Annotated in this window: 17 protein-coding genes; 9 read left to right on the top strand and 8 right to left on the bottom strand. The window is 56.4% G+C overall.

The genetic code is table 11. From position 1 onward, the window contains the following. The 5 genes from ABLV08_RS23135 to efeU form a co-directional block, all read right to left on the bottom strand. On the bottom strand, positions 1-268 hold a 268-nt coding region (locus ABLV08_RS23135; protein WP_348856303.1), incomplete at its 3' end, for a hypothetical protein. A 10-nt stretch (positions 269-278) separates the two neighbouring features. Further along, positions 279-1,067, bottom strand: a complete 789-nt coding sequence (phoH, locus tag ABLV08_RS23140; protein ID WP_015367231.1) for a phosphate starvation-inducible protein PhoH — start codon at positions 1,065-1,067, stop codon at positions 279-281. Between the two features lie 510 nt (positions 1,068-1,577). Beyond that, entirely contained in the window at positions 1,578-2,861 is a 1,284-nt protein-coding gene (gene efeB, locus ABLV08_RS23145) for an iron uptake transporter deferrochelatase/peroxidase subunit (RefSeq protein WP_049053216.1), read from the bottom strand. A 4-nt stretch (positions 2,862-2,865) separates the two neighbouring features. Beyond that, positions 2,866-3,993: an iron uptake system protein EfeO gene (gene efeO / locus ABLV08_RS23150; RefSeq protein WP_047045259.1), complete on the bottom strand. Its 1,128-nt coding sequence runs from the start codon at positions 3,991-3,993 to the stop codon at positions 2,866-2,868. A 53-nt stretch (positions 3,994-4,046) separates the two neighbouring features. Then, the gene (gene efeU, locus ABLV08_RS23155; RefSeq protein WP_015367234.1) at positions 4,047-4,877 is read right to left on the bottom strand and encodes an iron uptake transporter permease EfeU; all 831 of its coding nucleotides are present in this window, start codon (positions 4,875-4,877) and stop codon (positions 4,047-4,049) included. Between the two features lie 274 nt (positions 4,878-5,151). Here efeU and ABLV08_RS23160 point away from each other — a divergent pair, with 274 nt between their 5' ends. Further along, positions 5,152-6,336: a nucleoside transporter C-terminal domain-containing protein gene (locus ABLV08_RS23160; protein ID WP_348856304.1), complete on the top strand. Its 1,185-nt coding sequence runs from the start codon at positions 5,152-5,154 to the stop codon at positions 6,334-6,336. Between the two features lie 33 nt (positions 6,337-6,369). Here ABLV08_RS23160 and ABLV08_RS23165 read toward each other — a convergent pair whose 3' ends face one another. Continuing rightward, positions 6,370-6,804, bottom strand: coding sequence for a DUF3574 domain-containing protein (locus tag ABLV08_RS23165; RefSeq protein ID WP_032707750.1), 435 nt, complete (start codon positions 6,802-6,804; stop codon positions 6,370-6,372). Positions 6,805-7,045: 241 nt separating this feature from the next. Between ABLV08_RS23165 and ABLV08_RS23170 the strand changes: the two genes are divergently transcribed. Then, the gene (locus ABLV08_RS23170; RefSeq protein ID WP_015367237.1) at positions 7,046-8,134 is read left to right on the top strand and encodes an AI-2E family transporter; all 1,089 of its coding nucleotides are present in this window, start codon (positions 7,046-7,048) and stop codon (positions 8,132-8,134) included. A 96-nt stretch (positions 8,135-8,230) separates the two neighbouring features. Here the strand turns inward: ABLV08_RS23170 and putP are convergent, their stop codons facing one another. Continuing rightward, positions 8,231-9,739, bottom strand: coding sequence for a sodium/proline symporter PutP (putP, locus tag ABLV08_RS23175; RefSeq protein ID WP_015704992.1), 1,509 nt, complete (start codon positions 9,737-9,739; stop codon positions 8,231-8,233). A 422-nt stretch (positions 9,740-10,161) separates the two neighbouring features. On the opposite strand from putP, the gene putA reads away from it, so the two are divergent. Both putA and ABLV08_RS23185 read left to right on the top strand, forming a co-directional pair. After that, entirely contained in the window at positions 10,162-14,124 is a 3,963-nt protein-coding gene (gene putA, locus ABLV08_RS23180) for a trifunctional transcriptional regulator/proline dehydrogenase/L-glutamate gamma-semialdehyde dehydrogenase (protein WP_087877465.1), read from the top strand. A gap of 166 nt (positions 14,125-14,290) precedes the next feature. Continuing rightward, the gene (locus tag ABLV08_RS23185; protein ID WP_045360063.1) at positions 14,291-14,686 is read left to right on the top strand and encodes a lysozyme inhibitor LprI family protein; all 396 of its coding nucleotides are present in this window, start codon (positions 14,291-14,293) and stop codon (positions 14,684-14,686) included. Here the strand turns inward: ABLV08_RS23185 and rutR are convergent. Continuing rightward, the gene (rutR, locus tag ABLV08_RS23190; RefSeq protein WP_348856305.1) at positions 14,683-15,321 is read right to left on the bottom strand and encodes an HTH-type transcriptional regulator RutR; all 639 of its coding nucleotides are present in this window, start codon (positions 15,319-15,321) and stop codon (positions 14,683-14,685) included. The two genes, ABLV08_RS23185 and rutR, sit on opposite strands and share 4 nt — an antisense overlap. A gap of 284 nt (positions 15,322-15,605) precedes the next feature. On the opposite strand from rutR, the gene rutA reads away from it, so the two are divergent. From rutA to ABLV08_RS23215, 5 genes are read left to right on the top strand one after another with little or no spacing between them, the layout of a single operon-like run. Next, the gene (gene rutA, locus ABLV08_RS23195; RefSeq protein ID WP_032714248.1) at positions 15,606-16,697 is read left to right on the top strand and encodes a pyrimidine utilization protein A; all 1,092 of its coding nucleotides are present in this window, start codon (positions 15,606-15,608) and stop codon (positions 16,695-16,697) included. Further along, positions 16,697-17,407, top strand: a complete 711-nt coding sequence (gene rutB / locus ABLV08_RS23200) for a pyrimidine utilization protein B (protein ID WP_032711383.1) — start codon at positions 16,697-16,699, stop codon at positions 17,405-17,407. Before rutA ends, rutB begins: the two co-directional genes overlap by 1 nt. Then, positions 17,400-17,792, top strand: a complete 393-nt coding sequence (gene rutC / locus ABLV08_RS23205; RefSeq protein WP_020079164.1) for a pyrimidine utilization protein C — start codon at positions 17,400-17,402, stop codon at positions 17,790-17,792. Before rutB ends, rutC begins: the two co-directional genes overlap by 8 nt. Beyond that, on the top strand, positions 17,789-18,592 hold the full coding sequence (rutD, locus tag ABLV08_RS23210) for a pyrimidine utilization protein D (RefSeq protein WP_049053222.1): 804 nt from the start codon (positions 17,789-17,791) through the stop codon (positions 18,590-18,592). Before rutC ends, rutD begins: the two co-directional genes overlap by 4 nt. Continuing rightward, positions 18,589-19,179, top strand: a complete 591-nt coding sequence (locus ABLV08_RS23215) for a malonic semialdehyde reductase (RefSeq protein WP_015367246.1) — start codon at positions 18,589-18,591, stop codon at positions 19,177-19,179. The genes rutD and ABLV08_RS23215 overlap by 4 nt, the downstream gene beginning before the upstream one ends. Positions 19,180-19,184: the final 5 nt, after the last annotated feature.

Here is a 19,184-nt window from a genome sequence, read left to right on the forward strand (position 1 = left end):
ATCTGACCCCGGTAAACCTTCCCGGGGTCGGCATAAATGCCTCGCCCGGGCTACCCATCCCACAGGCCGCACCATCAACAAGTAGCCCGTCCAGGCGCAGCGCCGCCGGGAATCCCACAGGCCGCACCACCAGCCAGTAGCCCGGCCAAGCGCAACGCCGCCGGGAATCCCACAGGCCGAACCACCACCAGTAGCCCGGCCAGGCGCAGCGCCGCCGGGAAAATGTTGCAAAAACAACAAAGCCCGGGACATCCCGGGCTTTGCACACTCACTAGCGTTTAATAATAGGCTTTCAACGTTCGCTGGCAAAGCGTTGAACGCACGCAGTCATCGGTGGTAAAGCGCACGATGCCAATCATGTCGTCTTCTTCAAAACGCGACAGCGCGTCACTCAGTCCTGATTTTACGCCAGAGGGCAAATCACACTGGGTAATATCGCCGTTGACGATCACCGTGACGTTCTCCCCGAGGCGGGTCAAAAACATCTTCATTTGCGCCGCGGTCACGTTCTGGGCCTCGTCCAGAATCACCACCGCATTTTCAAAGGTGCGTCCGCGCATATAGGCGAACGGCGCGATTTCTACCTTGCCGATTTCCGGACGCAGGCAGTATTGCATAAAGGAAGCGCCCAACCGCTTCACCAGTACGTCATATACCGGTCGGAAATAAGGAGCGAATTTTTCGGCGATATCTCCCGGTAAGAAGCCGAGATCTTCGTCGGCCTGCAGAACGGGACGGGTAACAATAATTCTGTCCACATCCTTATGGATCAGGGCTTCAGCTGCTTTAGCCGCGCTGATCCAGGTCTTCCCGCACCCGGCTTCGCCGGTGGCGAAAATCAGCTGTTTATTGTCGATGGCATTCAAATAATGCGCCTGAGCTTCATTACGCGCTTCAATCGGCGAAAGATCGCGGCTATCCCGCGCCATGCCGATTGCTTCTACGCCACTCATTTGCACAAGCGATGTGACCGATTCTTCTTCACGTTGTTTATGGCTACGCGAATCCCGTCTCAGCACACGTTTTGCCTCACGACGAGCTTTGATCACTGCTTTTTGTCTTCCCATGGATAGCACCTTGCGTTGTTGGTTTACATCACGCGCGTCAAGAGCAACGCGATTATGCGCACGAACGATTGAGGTTTGGCTTCCTTGTAAGCCATTGCTTGCCGGTTGAATGGACAACGAGTCGCGGCTACGCGCACCGCGTACCCTGCCAGAGTTAGCCTGATTAGTAGTGGAAGAGATTGGGGTTACAGAGTGAAAATCGCTGCCGGAAGCTGGGCCCCCGTGCTGGAAAGTACGGTATGTGGTTTTACGTTGTCCGCTACAGGACCTTACCATTCGCGATCTCCATAGTGAGCGACATCACTGCCGGGAACTACCGCGTATGTAATAAGTACATCAAAAATTATTCTTAATGCAACTTATTTTTTACATTGACGCAACAATGATTTCTAAAATCATTGTAGAAAACTATCCGTCATTTGTATTACAGAAATATAACACATGGCAGGAAATATATTGAATCCGAGAAAAACAGCAGAAAACGCCCTGCCTTCGCCGGCAGGACGCCTATCAGGCTTGTAACAGCGATTGTCCAAGATAATGCTGGTCATTCATCACGCCGGGCAACACAAAGAAGTATCCGCCGCCAATAGGTTTAACGTACTCCTCCAGGGCCTCGCCGTTCAGCCGTTTCTGCACCGTCAGGAATCCCTTTTCCAGATCGTGCTGATAGCAGACAAACAATAACCCCATATCCAGTTGCCCTGAGTTGGTGACGCCTAACGAATAGCTGTAACCGCGGCGCATCATCAGGCTGGACTGCGTTTCCGGCGTACGCGGGTTCGCAAGACGAATATGGCTATCAAGGGCAATCACTTCACCGTTCGGATCGCGACTATAATCCGGAACATCATGTTCATGTTTCATCCCCAACGGCGCGCCAGAATGTTTATCGCGACCAAAAATCGTCTGCTGCTCTTTCAGCGGCGTACGATCCCAGAACTCAACGTGGAACTGAATGATACGTGCTGCCTGGTAACTGCCGCCGATCGCCCAGGCCGGTTCGCCCTGGTCGGCAGTAACCCACACCACGTTATTCATTAGCGCTTTATCCTGGCTCAACGGGTTAGCGGTACCGTCTTTAAAGCCCAGCAGGTTAATTGGCGTCTCTTTGCCTTTGCTACGGGCCGCGCTATCAGAAATAAACCCTTCCCGCTTCCAGCGCACGCTCAGCAGATCGGGCGTGTGCTTGATAATGTCACGTAGTGCGTGAATCACCGTATCCTGGGTATTGGCGCAAATCTGCAGTAGCAGATCGCCATGGCACAGTGCAGCATCCAGAGAATCATTCGGGAAACGCGTCATTGCCTGCAGTTTTTTAGGCGCTTTGTCCGCTAATCCAAAGCGCTCATCGAACAGCGAATGGCCGACTGAGACGGTGATAGTCAGGTTATCCGGCGCAATCCACGGCCCTAAAATCCCGGAATCCATCGGCGGCAATCGGGGATTCGGGGTATCCGGTGCCGGACCGCCTGCGGTTAAAAAGGCGATCCGCTGAGTCAGTAAGCGGAACAGGCGTTCGAGGTCAGCTTTATCCGCCGCCAGCACATCAAACGCCACCAGCATCATTGAGGCCTGCTGCGGCGTCAGGATGCCCGCCTGATGCGGGCCATAAAATGGCTGTTTTTCCTGACGCGCATCGGGTGCGAGCGTGCCGGGGGAGCTTTCCGCTTTCGCCGCCTGCGCCATCGGGCAACCGCCGCTGATGGCCAGCGCGCCGCCAAGCGCGCCGATCCCCTTCAGTAAGCGGCGACGTGACGGTTCATTCACGTCGCGAGGTTTCTGTTGTGTCATCGAATTAATCCAGGCCCAAAATTCCGCGTAGTTGAGCCAGATCTTCTGCCAGCGTCGTGATCGGCCCTTTCAGCGCATTACGGTCAGCGGTGGTAAGTTTGTCATAGGTCTCGAAACCGTCTTTCGTGCGGTATTTAGCAAGGATGGCATCAACTTTTTTGAAGTTGGCGTCAACTTTGGCCAGCAGCGCGCTATTATCCTTTTGCAGCTGCGGGCGCAGCAGGTCGACGATTTTCTGTGCGCCGTCGATATTGGCCTGGAAATCCCACAGATCGGTATGGCTGTAGCGATCTTCTTCACCGCTAATTTTGCTGGCCGCCACTTCTTCAATCAGCCCTGCCGCGCCGCCCACCACTTTCGACGGCGGGAAGGCCAGCTCGCTAATGCGTTTTTGCAGTTCCAGCACATCGCTGTTCAACTGTTCAGCATAGTTTTCCATCCCTTTAACGCTGTTATCGCCAAACAGCGCTTTTTCCAGACGATGGAAGCCGGTAAATTTCGGATCTTCGGCTTTTTTCTCGAAATCATCTTCACGGGCGTCAATGCTGCCGTCGAGGTCAGAGAACAGTTCCGCAATCGGTTCGATGCGCTCGTAGTGCTGACGGGTCGGGGCATACAGCGCCTTCGCTTTCTCGATATCTCCGGCTTTTACGGCATCGGTAAAGGCTTTAGTACCGCTAACCAGCTGCGCGGTTTCCGCGGTGACGTAGGCTTTATACGCAGTAATCGCCTCGCCAAGACTTAGCACCGCATCGGCTTTCGCCGCATCTTTGCTGGTTTCACCGGTGACAATCAGCTTTCCTTTCGGATTAGTCAGCAGGCCACAGGTCATATCGTATTCGCCTGGCTGTAGGTTAGCCGTCAATTTTTGCGTGAATCCCGGCGCGATATTTTCACGCTCCTCGACCACCATTACGCCTTTCAGGATCTCCCACTCCAGCGCTTTCTGGCTGTGGTTCTGAATGATGAACTGGGTTTTACCCGCCTTCACCGTCACATTCATCGGTTCGCACTGCTTGTCGTTAACGGTAACTTTTACCTGCGGAATGTCCGCAGCCTGAGCGTAGCATGCGGAACTGAACAGCGCGGCGACGGTTAACTGCAGCGCAGTACGGCGAAATTGAATTATCATGGCCATCCCTTTCGAAAAGTATGTTGTAACTATATTAATCAGCGGCGCCTGAATTACGCGGCCCGTGATGCTGTCGTTTTGCTGCCCGGCGGCAAGGCAAAACACACCAGCGCCGGGATCAAATAGAGAAGATAAACCGCCACTTCGCTGACGGTGGGCGTCTCCTGATAACCAAAGATGCCTTCCAGCAGCGTGCCGAACAGCGTATGCGTCGATACCACGTTGCTAAGATCAAAGGCGACATTCTGGAAATAATTCCACAGTCCCGCCTCGTGGAAGGCGCGAATCGCCCCGGCTGCCAGGCCGGCCGCCACCAGCAGGATAAACAGACTGGTCCATTTGAAGAACACGCCGAGATTAAGGCGGACACCGCCCCAGTAAAGCAGGAAGCCTAATACCACCGCCGTCGCCAGGCCGAGCATCGCCCCCAGCGGCGGCCAGATGCCCACATCCTGCTGGAATGCCGCCAGCAGGAAAAAAACCGACTCCAGGCCTTCGCGGGCAACCGCAAAAAACACCATCATCACCAGCGCCCAGCCGTGGTTATTCCCGCGCTGCAGCGCGTTATCCACCGCCTGCTCCAGCTGTTGTTTGACGTTTCGCGATACTTTACGCATCCAGAACACCATCCAGGTGAGAATAAATACCGCTATCACCGCCACGATGCCTTCAAACAGCTCCTGCTCGCGCTGCGGAAATTCTCCGGTGGTCTCGTTGATAAAAACCCCTAACCCGAGACAGAGCGCCGCCGCGAGGAATACGCCAATCCACATGACGCCGATCCAGTTGCCGCGCTGGGTTCGTTTTAAATAGCTGGCAATCAGGCTGACAATCAGCGCGGCTTCCAGCCCTTCGCGTAACATGATGAGAAATGGAACAAACATGCCGAAACCCTTAAATGTGAACCGCAGTCAACGGATGCAAAGATAGGTAAATATTTCTGATAGTGATTATCATTACAACAATGAGAAACACAAGCGAAATGTTCAGGGAATGATGACTAGTTGTAAATTAATCGCTACAAAATAGTCACTTGCGAAAATACCTCACCAGCTAAGCATTAAAATGGCAAATAGCATGATTTTTTATGCCACATATTTACCGGGCCGGAGCGCTGTGGCTAAATGGCGGTCCTGATTTATCTGCGAAATAAATAACATGACTCAAATTTTGCACTTCCTGCTGGCGCTGGCGGTTATTCTCGCCCTCGCCTGGCTTGCCAGCTATGACCGACAAAAAATCCGCATTCGCTACATTCTGCAGTTAATTATTATTGAAATCGCCCTGGCTTTCTTTTTCCTTCACGCTGAAAGCGGTTTATGGGTAGTGAAAAATATTTCTGGATTTTTTGCTTCGTTACTCGGGTTCGCCGCTGAAGGGACCAATTTCGTATTTGGCGGGATGGGTGAAAAAGGGCTGGCCTTTATTTTCCTCGGCGTACTGTGTCCGATTGTCTTTATTTCCGCGCTGATAGGTATTCTGCAACACTGGCGTATTCTGCCGATCTTTATTCGTCTGATCGGCACCCTGCTGTCGAAGGTGAACGGCATGGGCAAGCTGGAATCATTCAATGCCGTCAGCTCGCTGATCCTCGGCCAGTCGGAAAACTTTATTGCTTACAAAGGCGTACTCGGGGACCTCTCCTCGCGTCGTCTGTTCACGATGGCGGCGACCGCCATGTCAACGGTATCACTGTCGATCGTCGGCGCGTATATGACTATGCTTGATGCGAAATACGTGGTGGCGGCGTTGATTCTTAATATGTTCAGCACCTTTATTGTGCTGTCGATTATTAATCCTACGCGCCCCGGTAGCGAAGCAGAAATTAAGCTAGAGAAGATGCATGAATCACAGAGCTTCTTTGAAATGCTGGGCGAATATATCCTGGCAGGCTTTAAGGTGGCGATGATTATTCTGGCGATGCTAATCGGCTTTATCGCCCTGATTAGCGCCGTTAATGCGTTATTTGCGACCATTTTCGGCCTAAGCTTCCAGCAAATTCTCGGTTACGTCTTTTATCCGCTGGCGTGGCTGGTGGGTATTCCATTAAGCGACGCGCTAAATGCCGGTAGTATTATGGCTACCAAGCTGGTTGCCAATGAATTCGTGGCGATGATCGAGCTGCAGAAAATTGCCGCCAGCATGACGCCGCGCGGGCTAGGGATCCTTTCCGTGTTCCTCGTCTCGTTTGCCAACTTCGCCTCCATTGGCATTATTGCCGGGGCGATTAAAGGGCTTAACGAGCAGCAAGGCAATACCGTTTCCCGCTTCGGCCTGCGTCTGGTCTATGGCGCGACGCTGGTGAGCCTGCTGTCCGCCAGTTTTGCCGGACTGGTGCTGTAACTCATCGGGCGGGGGAGCTCCCCGCCCTGCGTTTCAGAAGTGTACGCAGACCGGCTGATCAACGCGCATAACGGACTCCTGGGCAAAGCGCGTCTTATACGTATTACGCAACGCTTCAATCCCCTGCTCGCTTTTCGCATCGTTGCTATGAATCAGCATTAGCGCCTTGCTGGATTCGCGGGCGACTGCGCCATTGTTGCCTAGCCACTGGCCGCGGGCGTCAAATACCGTCAGGCCATCGCGAAAACGCGGCGTCACATCGCGATCGACAAACTGCTGCCACTCCTGAGCGGTAATATCTTTCCCCGCCGGGCGGCTAAGGCCGAAATAAAGGGTGGTTTGCATCATCCTGTTATCCGCCTGACAGCCGTTATAATCAACGTGCGCGGCGCTTTTCTCGGATGGCGCCACGCATCCTGCCAATAGTGCGGCAACGATCAGCGCCGCAGCGCCCTGGGGTAATTTCATTTGCTATCCTCATTGTTTTTTGTACACAGATATCAGCGTATTTTCAGTGAATTAGCAAGAGATGCGCGAACATGACTCTCTGGCGATACGGCAGATTTTCTTTTGTTCTACACTGATAAACACAACCTGGGCGAAATTCTTTTTTAAATTATTTCCTGCGTTTTTTATTTCAAAGACTTCTCTATAGTTGAGCGTTTTTAACTGGCCTGGCGGCCGCGTAAAATAACAACTGGAATAATTCATGATAGAAAATAATGAGTTAGCTAATATTGAGAAAAGAATTGTCACCCGCTTTCTCGATATGTTTATTAAGTTCGGCTTGATACTGGCGCTGGCCTCCTTCTGCTTTACCGTCTTCTCGCCGTTCCTGAACATGATGCTGTGGGCGCTGATTCTGGCCGTCACGCTGTATCCTTTACATCAGCACATCGCGCGACGTATAGGCGGGCGACAAGGACTGGCATCGACCATATTAGTGTTATTCGGCCTGCTGATTATCGTCATCCCGACCATTTTCATGGTGACCTCGCTTGGCGAAAGCGCCGGTAGCCTGATTGATAAAGTCAGCGGAAGCGATCTGACGCTGCCGCCGCCATCGGCTAACGTCGCCTCTATTCCCCTCGTCGGCGGTAAGCTGTATGCGTTCTGGCTGAAAGCCTCGGCGGACCTGCCGGCGGTACTGAGCAGTTATCACGCGCAAATTGGCGAGGCGGCGAAACTGGTGCTCGGCGTGCTGGCGAGTATGGGCGGCGGGCTGCTGGGCTTTGTCCTCTCCTTTATTGTTGCCGGCGCCATCATGACCTGGGGCGCGGCGGGCGCCAGCAGCGCTAAACGTATCGCTATCCGTATCACTGATGAAAATAAAGGTCTTGCCCTGAGCCGCCTGTGCACCGGCACTATTCGCGCCGTGGCGCAGGGGGTCATTGGCGTGGCGCTGATTCAGGCCTTGCTGACGGGAATTATTATTGCGTTGGCGGGGATCCCGGCCGCCGGGATCTTCTTCGTGCTGGCGCTGGTACTCGGCATCGCGCAGATTCCGGTAATACTAGTCACCGCCCCGGCGATTGCCATTATGTGGATGACAGGCGACCACGGCACCGCGGTGAATGTCGTGTTTACCGTCCTGCTGATTGTCGCGGGAATGGTTGATAACGTCCTCAAACCGCTGATGTTGGGCCGCGGCGTAGATGCGCCGATGCCGATCGTTCTGCTCGGCGCGTTGGGCGGCATGGCCACCGATGGCATTCTCGGGATGTTTATTGGCGCGACCCTGCTCTCCATCGGGTATCTGATCTTCATGAACTGGGTAAACGAAGGCGCGGCGAAGTAACCGCCTTACCACCAGTAGCTTTCCGCCGGGCCGTACAGGCAGCGAAAAAAAACGGCTCCCTGATGGGAGCCGTTGCGGTTTTTGGCGCTAGCTACTTTATTCAGCGGTAGCGCGTACCGGCGGCGCAGAGTGGTAATGCGCGTCCGCTTCAGCAAAACGCTGCTGCATGGCCGCCGATGGCGCCTTGCCCAGCAGGCTGAAGACCACAATCCCGATACTGCCGAACAGGAAGCCAGGGATGATTTCATACAGTCCCAGCCAGCCGAACTGTTTCCAGACGATAACCGTGACCGCGCCAATGATCATCCCGGCCAGCGCGCCGTTACGGGTCATACGCGACCACATCACCGAGAACAGCACTACCGGGCCAAAGGCGGCGCCAAAGCCTGCCCATGCGTAGCTGACCAGACCCAGTACGCGGTTTTCCGGGTTAGCGGCGAGCGCAATCGCAATCAGCGCTACCACCAGCACCATGAAGCGGCCGATCCAGACCAACTCTTTCTGACCGGCGTTTTTACGCAGGAAGGCTTTATACAGATCTTCGGTAATAGCGCTGGAGCAGACCAGCAGCTGGCAGCTCAGGGTCGACATGACCGCCGCCAGAATGGCCGACAGCAGGATCCCGGCAATCCACGGGTTAAACAGGATTTGCGCCAGCTCGATGAATACCCGTTCGGCGTTCTGATTAACCGCGCCCGCCAGGCTCGGGTTGTTATTAAAGTAGGCGATACCGAAGAAACCGACCGATACCGCGCCCGCCAGACAGAGGATCATCCAGGTCATACTAATACGACGGGCATGAACGATACTGTGGTGCGAATCCGCCGCCATAAAGCGCGCCAGAATATGCGGCTGACCGAAATAACCCAGACCCCAACCCATCAGCGAAATAATCGCCACGAAGTTCAGTCCCTTAAGCATGTCGATATTTTCGATGCTTTTTTGCTTAATCACCTCCAGCGAATCGCCGAAACCGCCGACCGAGATAATCACCATCACCGGCGTTAAAATCAGCGCGAAGATCATCAGACTGGCCTGCACGGTATCGGTCCAGCTCACCGCCAGGAAACCGCCCACGAAGGTATAAACGATCGTCGCAGCAGCGCCGGCCCACAGCGCGGTTTCATAGCTCATACCGAAAGTGCTTTCGAACAGACGCGCGCCGGCAACAATCCCGGAAGCACAATAAATAGTGAAGAACAGCAGGATAACCAGCGCGGAGATAATACGCAGCACGCGGCTTTTATCTTCGAAACGACCGGTAAAATAGTCCGGCAGCGTCAGGGCATTGTTGTTGACTTCGGTATGCACGCGCAGACGCCCGGCCACCAGTTTCCAGTTAATCCACGCCCCCAGCGTCAGGCCGATGGCGATCCAGCTTTCGGAAATCCCGGAGAGGAAAATTGCTCCCGGAAGCCCCATCAGCAGCCAGCCGCTCATATCCGATGCACCGGCAGAGAGCGCAGTAACAAACGGCCCGAGGCTACGCCCGCCGAGAATATAATCATCAAAGTTCTTGGTTGAGCGCCAGGCAATAAAACCTATCAGTACCATGCCAAAAATATAAACAATAAACGTCACCAACATGGGTGTGCTAATAGCCATGCAAATCTCCAGAATTTATTTCGACAACGTCCAACTTTGTCGTTTTAGCCACTACCGGAACGGGGTAATGGCGTATTGGTTGTATTGGGCGAGCGTATCCTGACGGATGCGTCGGTATTTCACAAACGATTTAACACAGCATTTACACGAAAGTTGTCTCAGGAAAAATAGCAATTTTCTATAGGTTGCACTCCCTCACGTTTTTACGGGTTGCACCTGAAAAAACTGTTAAGCAACGCAGATAAATACGTTATTTGAATGAGGCTATTTATTGGAAATTCTTATCAAGACTATTAACAATTCATTCATTTCTCAGCTTGCTAGCCAGGTCACAATTAACAAGGTTGCACAAAGTTGCAACATAGGTGATATTTCTACGCAACCAATAAAAGGGCATTACATAGCTAACAGGAGTTCCCGCAATGGGCACCACTACCATGGGTGTAAAACTTGACGACGCCACGCGCGAACGCATTAAGTCCGCCGCGAGCCGTATTGACCGCACGCCGCACTGGCTAATTAAACAAGCCATTTTCAACTATCTGGAAAAGCTGGAAAACGACGAGACGCTGCCGGAACTGCCGGCGCTCCTTTCCGGCGCCGCCAATGAAAGTGATGAAGCCGGCGCTCCGGCGGATGAGCCATATCAGCCGTTCCTCGAATTCGCCGAACAAATTCTGCCGCAGTCGGTCAGCCGCGCGGCGATCACCGCGGCCTGGCGTCGCCCGGAAACCGATGCGGTACCGATGTTGCTGGAGCAGGCCCGTCTGCCGCAGCCGTTAGGCGAACAGGCGCACAAGCTGGCCTACCAGCTGGCGGAAAAACTGCGCAACCAGAAAACCGCCAGCGGCCGCGCCGGCATGGTGCAAAGCCTGCTGCAGGAGTTCTCGCTTTCCTCACAGGAAGGCGTGGCGCTGATGTGCCTGGCCGAAGCGCTGCTGCGTATTCCGGATAAAGCCACCCGCGACGCGCTAATCCGCGACAAAATCAGCAACGGCAACTGGCAATCGCATATCGGCCGCAGCCCATCGCTGTTCGTCAATGCTGCCACCTGGGGACTGTTGTTTACCGGGAAACTGGTGTCGACGCATAACGAGACCAGCCTCTCCCGCTCGCTGAACCGCATTATTGGCAAGAGCGGCGAACCGCTGATCCGCAAAGGCGTCGATATGGCGATGCGCCTGATGGGCGAGCAGTTCGTCACCGGGGAAACCATCGCCGAAGCGCTGGCTAACGCCCGCAAGCTGGAAGAGAAAGGGTTCCGTTACTCCTACGATATGCTTGGCGAAGCCGCGCTGACCGCCGCCGATGCGCAGGCCTATATGGTCTCTTATCAGCAGGCGATCCACGCCATCGGCAAAGCCTCTAACGGCCGCGGCATTTATGAAGGGCCGGGGATCTCGATTAAACTTTCCGCGCTGCACCCGCGCTACAGCCGCGCGCAGTATGATCGGGTCATGGAAGAGCTCTATCCGCGGCTGAAATCGCTGACGCTGCTGGCGCGCCAGTACGACATCGGTATTAACATCGACGCCGAAGAGGCCGATCGTCTGGAGATCTCCCTCGATCTGCTGGAAAAACTGTGCTTCGAACCGGAGCTGGCCGGCTGGAACGGAATCGGCTTTGTTATCCAGGCCTACCAGAAACGCTGCCCGTTTGTGATTGATTCGCTGATCGACATGGCGACCCGCAGCCGCCGTCGCCTGATGATCCGCCTGGTGAAAGGCGCCTATTGGGATAGCGAAATCAAACGCGCGCAGATGGAAGGCCTCGAAGGCTATCCGGTTTATACCCGTAAGGTCTACACCGACGTTTCTTATCTCGCCTGCGCCAAGAAGCTGCTGGCGGTACCGAACCTGATTTATCCGCAATTTGCCACCCATAACGCCCATACGCTGGCGGCTATCTACCAGTTGGCGGGGCAAAACTACTATCCTGGCCAGTATGAGTTCCAGTGCCTGCACGGCATGGGCGAACCGCTGTATGAGCAGGTCGTGGGCAAAGTCGCCGACGGCAAACTAAACCGTCCGTGCCGTATCTACGCGCCGGTCGGTACCCATGAAACGCTGCTGGCGTATCTGGTGCGTCGTCTGTTAGAAAACGGCGCCAATACCTCCTTCGTTAACCGTATCGCGGATAATACCCTGCCGCTGGATGAACTGGTGGCCGATCCGGTCAGCGCGGTAGAAAAACTGGCGCAGCAGGAAGGCCAGGCCGGCTTGCCGCATCCGAAAATTCCACTACCGCGCGATCTGTACGGTCACGGCCGCAGCAACTCCGCCGGTCTGGATCTGGCTAACGAACATCGTCTGGCCTCCCTCTCCTCTTCGCTGCTTAACAGCGCGCTGCACAAGTGGCAGGCGCTACCGATGCTGGAGCAGCCGGTGGCCGAAGGCGAAATGCAGCCGGTCATCAACCCGGCGGAACCGAAAGATATCGTCGGCTACGTCCGCGAAGCCAGCGATGCCGAAGTGCAGCTGGCGCTGACCAGCGCTATCAATAACGCGCCAATTTGGTTCGCCACTCCGCCGCAGGAACGCGCCGCCATTCTTGAGCGCGCCGCCGTGTTGATGGAAAGCGAGATGCCGACGCTGATGGGGATCCTGGTGCGCGAAGCTGGCAAAACCTTCAGCAACGCCATTGCTGAAGTGCGCGAAGCCGTCGACTTCCTGCACTATTATGCCGGTCAGGTGCGCGACGATTTCGATAATGAAACCCACCGTCCATTGGGCCCGGTCGTCTGTATCAGCCCGTGGAACTTCCCGCTGGCGATCTTCACCGGCCAGATTGCCGCGGCGCTGGCGGCAGGCAACAGCGTGCTGGCCAAACCGGCCGAGCAGACGCCGCTTATCGCCGCGCAAGGCGTAGCGATTCTGCTGGAAGCCGGCGTACCGCCGGGGGTGATTCAACTGCTGCCGGGCCGCGGGGAAACCGTCGGCGCCGCGCTAACCTCAGATGAACGCGTTCGCGGCGTAATGTTTACCGGTTCGACCGAAGTAGCGACGCTGCTGCAGCGCAACATCGCTAACCGCCTTGATGCGCAGGGCCGTCCGACGCCGCTTATCGCGGAAACCGGCGGCATGAACGCGATGATCGTCGACTCGTCGGCGCTCACCGAGCAGGTGGTGATCGACGTACTGGCCTCGGCTTTCGACAGCGCCGGCCAGCGCTGTTCCGCCTTGCGCGTGCTTTGCCTGCAGGAAGAAGTCGCCGACCATACGTTAACCATGCTGCGCGGCGCGATGAGCGAATGCCGGATGGGGAATCCGGGTCGTCTGACCACCGATATCGGCCCGGTAATCGACGCGGAAGCCAAAGAGAATATCGAGCGCCATATTCAGGCGCTGCGCGCGAAAGGCCGTAATGTCTTCCAGGCGGTACGTGAAAATAGCGAAGATGCCCGCGAATGGAATCACGGTACGTTCGTGGCGCCAACGCTTATCGAACTCGAGAGCTTCGACGAACTGAAAAAAGAGGTCTTTGGCCCGGTTCTGCACGTGGTGCGCTATAACCGTAACGAACTGGATAAGCTGGTCGAGCAGATTAACGCCTCCGGCTACGGTCTGACCCTCGGCGTGCATACCCGTATCGACGAAACCATCGCTCAGGTCACCGGCAGCGCGAAAGTCGGCAACCTGTACGTCAACCGCAATATGGTTGGCGCGGTGGTCGGCGTACAGCCGTTCGGCGGCGAAGGGTTATCGGGTACCGGTCCGAAAGCCGGCGGCCCGCTGTACCTGTATCGTCTGCTCTCCAGTCGCCCACAGGACGCGGTCGGCGTCACTTTCGCCCGCCAGGATGCGGAGCGTCCGCTGGACGCCCAGTTGAAAACGCTGCTGGAAAAACCGCTGCAGGCACTGCAGCAGTGGGCGGCTGGCCGTCCTGAACTGCAGGCGCTGTGTCAGCAATACAGCGATCTGGCGCAAAGCGGCACCCAACGTCTGCTGCCAGGGCCAACCGGCGAGCGCAATACCCTGACGCTGATGCCGCGCGAGCGCGTATTGTGCGTGGCGGATAACGAGCAGGACGCGCTGATTCAACTGGCTGCGGCAATGGCGGTTGGCTGTGAAGTGCTGTGGCCGGATAGCGCCCTGCAGCGCGAACTGGCGAAGAAACTGCCGCGTGAGGTCAGCGAGCGCATTCATTTTGCGAAAGCGGATCAGTTGACCAGCCAGGCTTTCGACGCGGTCATTTATCACGGTGATTCCGATCAGTTGCGCGAGCTGTGTGAGCAGGTGGCGGCGCGCGACGGGGCGATTGTATCGGTGCAGGGCTTTGCCCGCGGCGAAACCAATCTGCTGCTGGAGCGCCTGTATATCGAGCGTTCGCTGAGCGTCAACACCGCCGCGGCAGGCGGTAACGCCAGCCTGATGACCATCGGCTAAAACGGGCTCCCCGGTGGCGCTACGCTTACCGGGGCTACATAACCCCGCCAAAGGGTAACCCGGCCGCCATCCGGGAAATCTACGGCGCGTTCAACTAATGACAGCCGACCACAGCTGTGCTTAATTAAGGCTCCCGGACGGGAGCTTTTTTTATGGGAGTAGAACGATGAAACGCACTTTAATTGCCGCCGCTGCCCTATTGGCCAGCGGCGCGGCGTGGGCGGATGACTGCAGCAACGCCAACACGCAAACCGAAATGAATCAGTGCGCCGCCGCGCAATATCAGGCGGCCGATAAAAAGCTGAATGAGACCTGGCAACAGGCGCTGAAACGCGCCTCCGGCCAACAACTGGAATTGCTGAAGAAAGCCCAGCAGGCGTGGATTTCCCTGCGTGACGCCGACTGCGCGTTTCTCGCTTCCGGCGCGGAAGGCGGCAGTATGCAACCGATGCTGACAAGCCAGTGCATGACCGATAAGAGCGTCGAGCGCGAAGCCTTCCTCGCCTCGCTGCTTCAGTGCGAAGACGGCGACCAAAACTGCCCGCTGCCGCCAGCTAATTAACGTACGCGGATCCCTTCGATAATCATCCGCTGCACGTTATCCACGGTTTGCTGGAAAAACAACTCATCCTGCAGCGTTGCGCTGGTTACCGCCTCCACCTGAGTGGCGAAATCGGCGTAATGCTGTGTTGTCGCCCAGATCATAAAGATAAGGTGCTGGGGATCGACCGCCGCCAGCTTGCCGCTATCAATCCATGACGAGATTATCGCCGACTTTTCATCTATCAACGCCTTCAGATCGCCGGTCAGTTCGCCCATCAGCAACGGCGCCCCCTGCAGCATCTCCAGACAGAACAGCCTGGAAGCCTGAGGATGATCGCGCGATACCTCAAGCTTGAGGCGAATATATTCGCGGATCGCCAACAGCGGGCTGATATCTTCGCGAAATGCCCGCAGCGGCGCCAGCCAGATGGCGAGGATCCGCTGCAGTACGGCAACGTACAGCGCCTCTTTTGATGGGTAGTAATAGAGTAAATTGGTTTTCGATACGCCGGCCAGTTCAGCGACCTGCTCCAGCCGCGTACCGTGAATGCCGAACTGCGAGAAGGTCTCCAGCGCAGCGGCCAGAATGGCCTCTTTTTTGGCGCTCACCGCCTGTGAACGCTTGCCGGTTTTTTTCACGGCGCCCTGTGCCATACGTCTTCTCCTTCAGTAGTCGTCTTCAGCATAGCAAAAGCCCCTCGCCGACACGACCCTGCGCACTCCGATCGCGCATGACTGCCGTTTTTTCGTGCACTGATTTTGACCATTCGGTCCACATTTTTATCCTTAAATCCAGTAACCATTTCACAACACATTAATAACAAAAACTTTTTTAAAACTGGCATTACCTTTGCTTTATTTCCACTGCGAGGTGGTTCGGGAAGAGGCAGGATGCCGCACCGCGCAATTTCATCTTCCATGACGACAGAGAGGTAGTTATGAAAATCGGTGTTTTCGTTCCCATTGGTAATAACGGCTGGTTAATTTCCACCCATGCACCGCAGTATATGCCCTCCTTCGAACTGAATAAGGCAATTGTTCAGAAGGCCGAGCACTACCATTTCGACTTCGCGCTCTCCATGATCAAACTACGCGGCTTCGGAGGGAAGACTGAGTTCTGGGATCATAACCTGGAATCGTTCACCCTGATGGCCGGTCTGGCGGCGGTGACTTCGAAGATCGAGATTTATGCCACCGCCGCGACGTTGACGCTCCCTCCGGCCATCGTCGCCCGCATGGCCTCGACAATCGACTCTATCTCCGGCGGACGTTTTGGCGTGAATCTGGTGACCGGCTGGCAAAAACCGGAATATGACCAGATGGGGATCTGGCCCGGCGATGAATACTTCGCCAGCCGCTATGACTACCTGACTGAATACGTTACGGTTCTGCGCGATCTTTGGGGCACCGGGCGCAGCGATTTTAAAGGTGATTACTTCACCATGAACGACTGCCGGGTCAGCCCACGGCCATCGCAGCCGATGAAGGTTATCTGCGCCGGGCAAAGCGACGCCGGCATGGCGTTTTCCGCCCAACACGCCGACTACAACTTTTGCTTTGGCAAAGGGGTTAATACCCCTGCAGCCTTCGCGCCCACCGCCGCACGGATGATGCAGGCGGCGGAAAAAACCGGCCGCGACGTCGGCTCCTACGTGCTGTTTATGGTGATCGCCGACGAAACTGACGAAGCGGCCCGCGCTAAATGGGAACACTACAAAGCCGGCGCGGATGACGAGGCGCTGGCATGGCTGACCGAACAGAGCCAGAAAGATACCCGCTCCGGCAGTGATACCAACGTCCGCCAGATGGCCGACCCCACCTCCGCGGTCAACATCAATATGGGCACCCTCGTCGGCTCCTATGCCAACGTCGCCCGTATGCTCGATGAGGTGGCGGCGGTCCCCGGTACCGACGGCGTACTGCTGACCTTCGATGATTTCCTGCAGGGCATTGACGCCTTCGGCGAACGTATTCAGCCGCTGATGCGCTGCCGTGACCATATTGCTCCCATTACCCGCGAGGTGGCCTGATGATTACCCTTCCCGCTCGCCCGGAATCGCTGACCTTGTCGCCGCAGCACAGCGCGCTGATCGTGGTCGATATGCAAAACGCCTATGCAAGCCAGGGCGGATACCTGGATCTCGCCGGTTTTGACGTCTCCGCCACCCGACCGGTTATCGATAATATTAATCTCGCGGTGGCCGCCGCCCGCGCCGCCGGCATGTTAATTATCTGGTTCCAGAATGGCTGGGACGAACAGTATGTGGAAGCCGGCGGCCCCGGCTCGCCGAATTACCATAAATCTAACGCGCTGAAGACCATGCGCCAACGCCCGGAACTACAGGGCAAGCTGCTGGCAAAAGGCGGTTGGGATTATCAACTGGTTGACGAATTACGGCCCCGGGAGGGCGATATCGTCCTGCCGAAACCGCGCTACAGCGGCTTTTTCAATACCCCGCTCGACAGCATTCTACGCAGCCGCGGTATTCGCCACCTGGTATTCACCGGCATCGCCACCAACGTCTGCGTCGAATCGACGCTACGCGATGGTTTCTTCCTCGAATACTTCGGCGTGGTGCTGGAGGATGCCACCCATCAGGCAGGTCCCGCCTTCGCGCAACAGGCGGCGTTATTCAACATTGAAACCTTTTTCGGCTGGGTCAGCGACGTCGGCAGCTTCTGTCGCGCCATAGAACCCGCCGCCCCGCTCGCTTTTACCGAGGAGAAACGCTATGCCTAAACAGGTGATTATTCCCCCCGGCACCGCTACGCCGATTGCCCCCTTTGTTCCAGGGACGCTCGCCGACGGAGTGGTATATGTCTCCGGCACTCTGCCGTTCGATAAGCAAAACAATGTGCTCTACCCCGGCGACCCAAAGGCGCAAACCCGTCACGTGCTGGAGATTATCAAAAGCGTTATCGAAACGGCGGGGGGCAGTATGGCGGATGTGACCTTCAACAGTATCTTTATCACCGACTGGCAAAATTACGCCGCGATTAACGAGGTTTACGCCGAGTTTTTCCCCGGTGATAAACCGGCGCGTTTCTGTATTCAGTGCGGGCTGGTGAAACCCGATGCGCTGGTGGAAATTGCCAGCGTCGCCCATATCGGTACTCCAACATGATGAGGCTCAATATTGCCCCGCCGCCGTGGCCCGGCTCCCCGGTGGTGGTGCTGAGCGCCGGGCTTGGCGGGGGTAGCGCGTACTGGCTGGCGCAGCGGGCGGCGCTGGAACAGCATTATCAACTGGTGTGCTATGACCATAACGGTACCGGGGAGAACCGTGGCCCGTTGCCGGAAAATTACAGCATGGCGACGATGGCGCAGGAGCTGTTCAGCGCCCTGCAGGCGGCGGGCATCATGCGCTTCGCGCTGGTTGGCCACGCCCTGGGAGCGCTGATTGGGATGCAGTTGGCGCTCGACTATCCGCGCGCGGTCAGCGCGCTGGTGCTGGTAAACGGTTGGCTAACGCTTTCCCCGCATACCCGCCGCTGCTTTCAGGTCCGCGAACGCCTGCTGCAGGCCGGCGGTGCCCAGGCGTGGGTCGAGGCTCAGCCGCTGTTTCTCTATCCGGCGGAGTGGATGGCGGCCCGCCTGCCGCGTCTCGAAGCGGAAGACGCGTTGGCTATTAGCCATTTCCAGGGCAAGGAGAATCTACTGAAAAGGCTGCAGGCCCTGAAACAGGCGGATTTTTCGCGCCGCGCGGCGGCTATCGCCTGCCCGACACTGATCATCAGCGCCACCGACGACCTGCTGGTCCCCGCCTCTTGCTCGCGAATGCTGCAGGCGGCGATTCCCGGTAGCCGACTCGTGGAAATGGCCTGGGGCGGCCATGCCTGTAACGTTACCGACAGCGACACTTTTAACCCTATTTTACGCGACGGCCTGACGACCCTGCTGCCGGTCGCCGAGGAGAATATATGAGCGAAGCAATCAACCAAAAGGCTTGCGAGACCCTATTCACCCATGCCCGGACCTACAATGGCTGGCGGGAACAGGCGGTTAACGATCGGCAGCTGCAGGAGATTTACGACTTGATGAAAATGGGGCCGACTTCGGCCAACTGTTCACCGGCGCGAATCGTTTTTGTGCGCAGCGCCGAGGGCAAAGCGAAACTCCGCCCAACGCTCTCCAGCGGCAATGTGGAAAAAACCATGCAGGCGCCGGTCACCGCCATCGTGGCCTGGGATAACGCGTTTTACGAGCGCCTGCCCGCGCTGTTTCCCCACGGCGACGCCCGGAGCTGGTTTACTTCCAGCCCGCAGCTGGCCGAGGAAACCGCCTTTCGCAACAGCTCGCTGCAGGCGGCGTATCTGATTTTCGCCTGCCGCTCGCTGGGCCTCGACACCGGCCCGATGTCGGGATTCGACCGCGAGAAAGTCGATGCGGCGTTTTTCGCCAACAGCGGCTGGAAAAGCAATCTACTGGTGAATATCGGCTATGGCGACCCCGGCAAATTGTACGACCGGCTGCCGCGCCTGAGTTTTGATGAAGCCTGCCTGCTGGCATAAGGAGA

Origin of the sequence: Klebsiella sp. CN_Kp088, from assembly GCF_040064335.1 — a bacterium.
In the GTDB taxonomy this organism is placed as follows: domain Bacteria; phylum Pseudomonadota; class Gammaproteobacteria; order Enterobacterales; family Enterobacteriaceae; genus Klebsiella; species Klebsiella aerogenes.

What these genes read in the sequence shown, in the direction of transcription:
- putA (WP_087877465.1), top strand. Translation starts at nt 10,162, where the DNA reads ATGGGCACCACTACCATGGGTGTAAAACTTGACGACGCCACGCGCGAA.
- rutC (WP_020079164.1), top strand. Translation starts at nt 17,400, where the DNA reads ATGCCTAAACAGGTGATTATTCCCCCCGGCACCGCTACGCCGATTGCC.
- efeU (WP_015367234.1), bottom strand. Translation starts at nt 4,877, where the DNA reads ATGTTTGTTCCATTTCTCATCATGTTACGCGAAGGGCTGGAAGCCGCG.
- ABLV08_RS23165 (WP_032707750.1), bottom strand. Translation starts at nt 6,804, where the DNA reads ATGAAATTACCCCAGGGCGCTGCGGCGCTGATCGTTGCCGCACTATTG.
- phoH (WP_015367231.1), bottom strand. Translation starts at nt 1,067, where the DNA reads ATGGGAAGACAAAAAGCAGTGATCAAAGCTCGTCGTGAGGCAAAACGT.
- putP (WP_015704992.1), bottom strand. Translation starts at nt 9,739, where the DNA reads ATGGCTATTAGCACACCCATGTTGGTGACGTTTATTGTTTATATTTTT.
- ABLV08_RS23170 (WP_015367237.1), top strand. Translation starts at nt 7,046, where the DNA reads ATGATAGAAAATAATGAGTTAGCTAATATTGAGAAAAGAATTGTCACC.
- rutB (WP_032711383.1), top strand. Translation starts at nt 16,697, where the DNA reads ATGATTACCCTTCCCGCTCGCCCGGAATCGCTGACCTTGTCGCCGCAG.
- ABLV08_RS23215 (WP_015367246.1), top strand. Translation starts at nt 18,589, where the DNA reads ATGAGCGAAGCAATCAACCAAAAGGCTTGCGAGACCCTATTCACCCAT.
- ABLV08_RS23185 (WP_045360063.1), top strand. Translation starts at nt 14,291, where the DNA reads ATGAAACGCACTTTAATTGCCGCCGCTGCCCTATTGGCCAGCGGCGCG.
- efeO (WP_047045259.1), bottom strand. Translation starts at nt 3,993, where the DNA reads ATGATAATTCAATTTCGCCGTACTGCGCTGCAGTTAACCGTCGCCGCG.
- rutD (WP_049053222.1), top strand. Translation starts at nt 17,789, where the DNA reads ATGATGAGGCTCAATATTGCCCCGCCGCCGTGGCCCGGCTCCCCGGTG.
- ABLV08_RS23160 (WP_348856304.1), top strand. Translation starts at nt 5,152, where the DNA reads ATGACTCAAATTTTGCACTTCCTGCTGGCGCTGGCGGTTATTCTCGCC.
- rutR (WP_348856305.1), bottom strand. Translation starts at nt 15,321, where the DNA reads ATGGCACAGGGCGCCGTGAAAAAAACCGGCAAGCGTTCACAGGCGGTG.
- efeB (WP_049053216.1), bottom strand. Translation starts at nt 2,861, where the DNA reads ATGACACAACAGAAACCTCGCGACGTGAATGAACCGTCACGTCGCCGC.
- rutA (WP_032714248.1), top strand. Translation starts at nt 15,606, where the DNA reads ATGAAAATCGGTGTTTTCGTTCCCATTGGTAATAACGGCTGGTTAATT.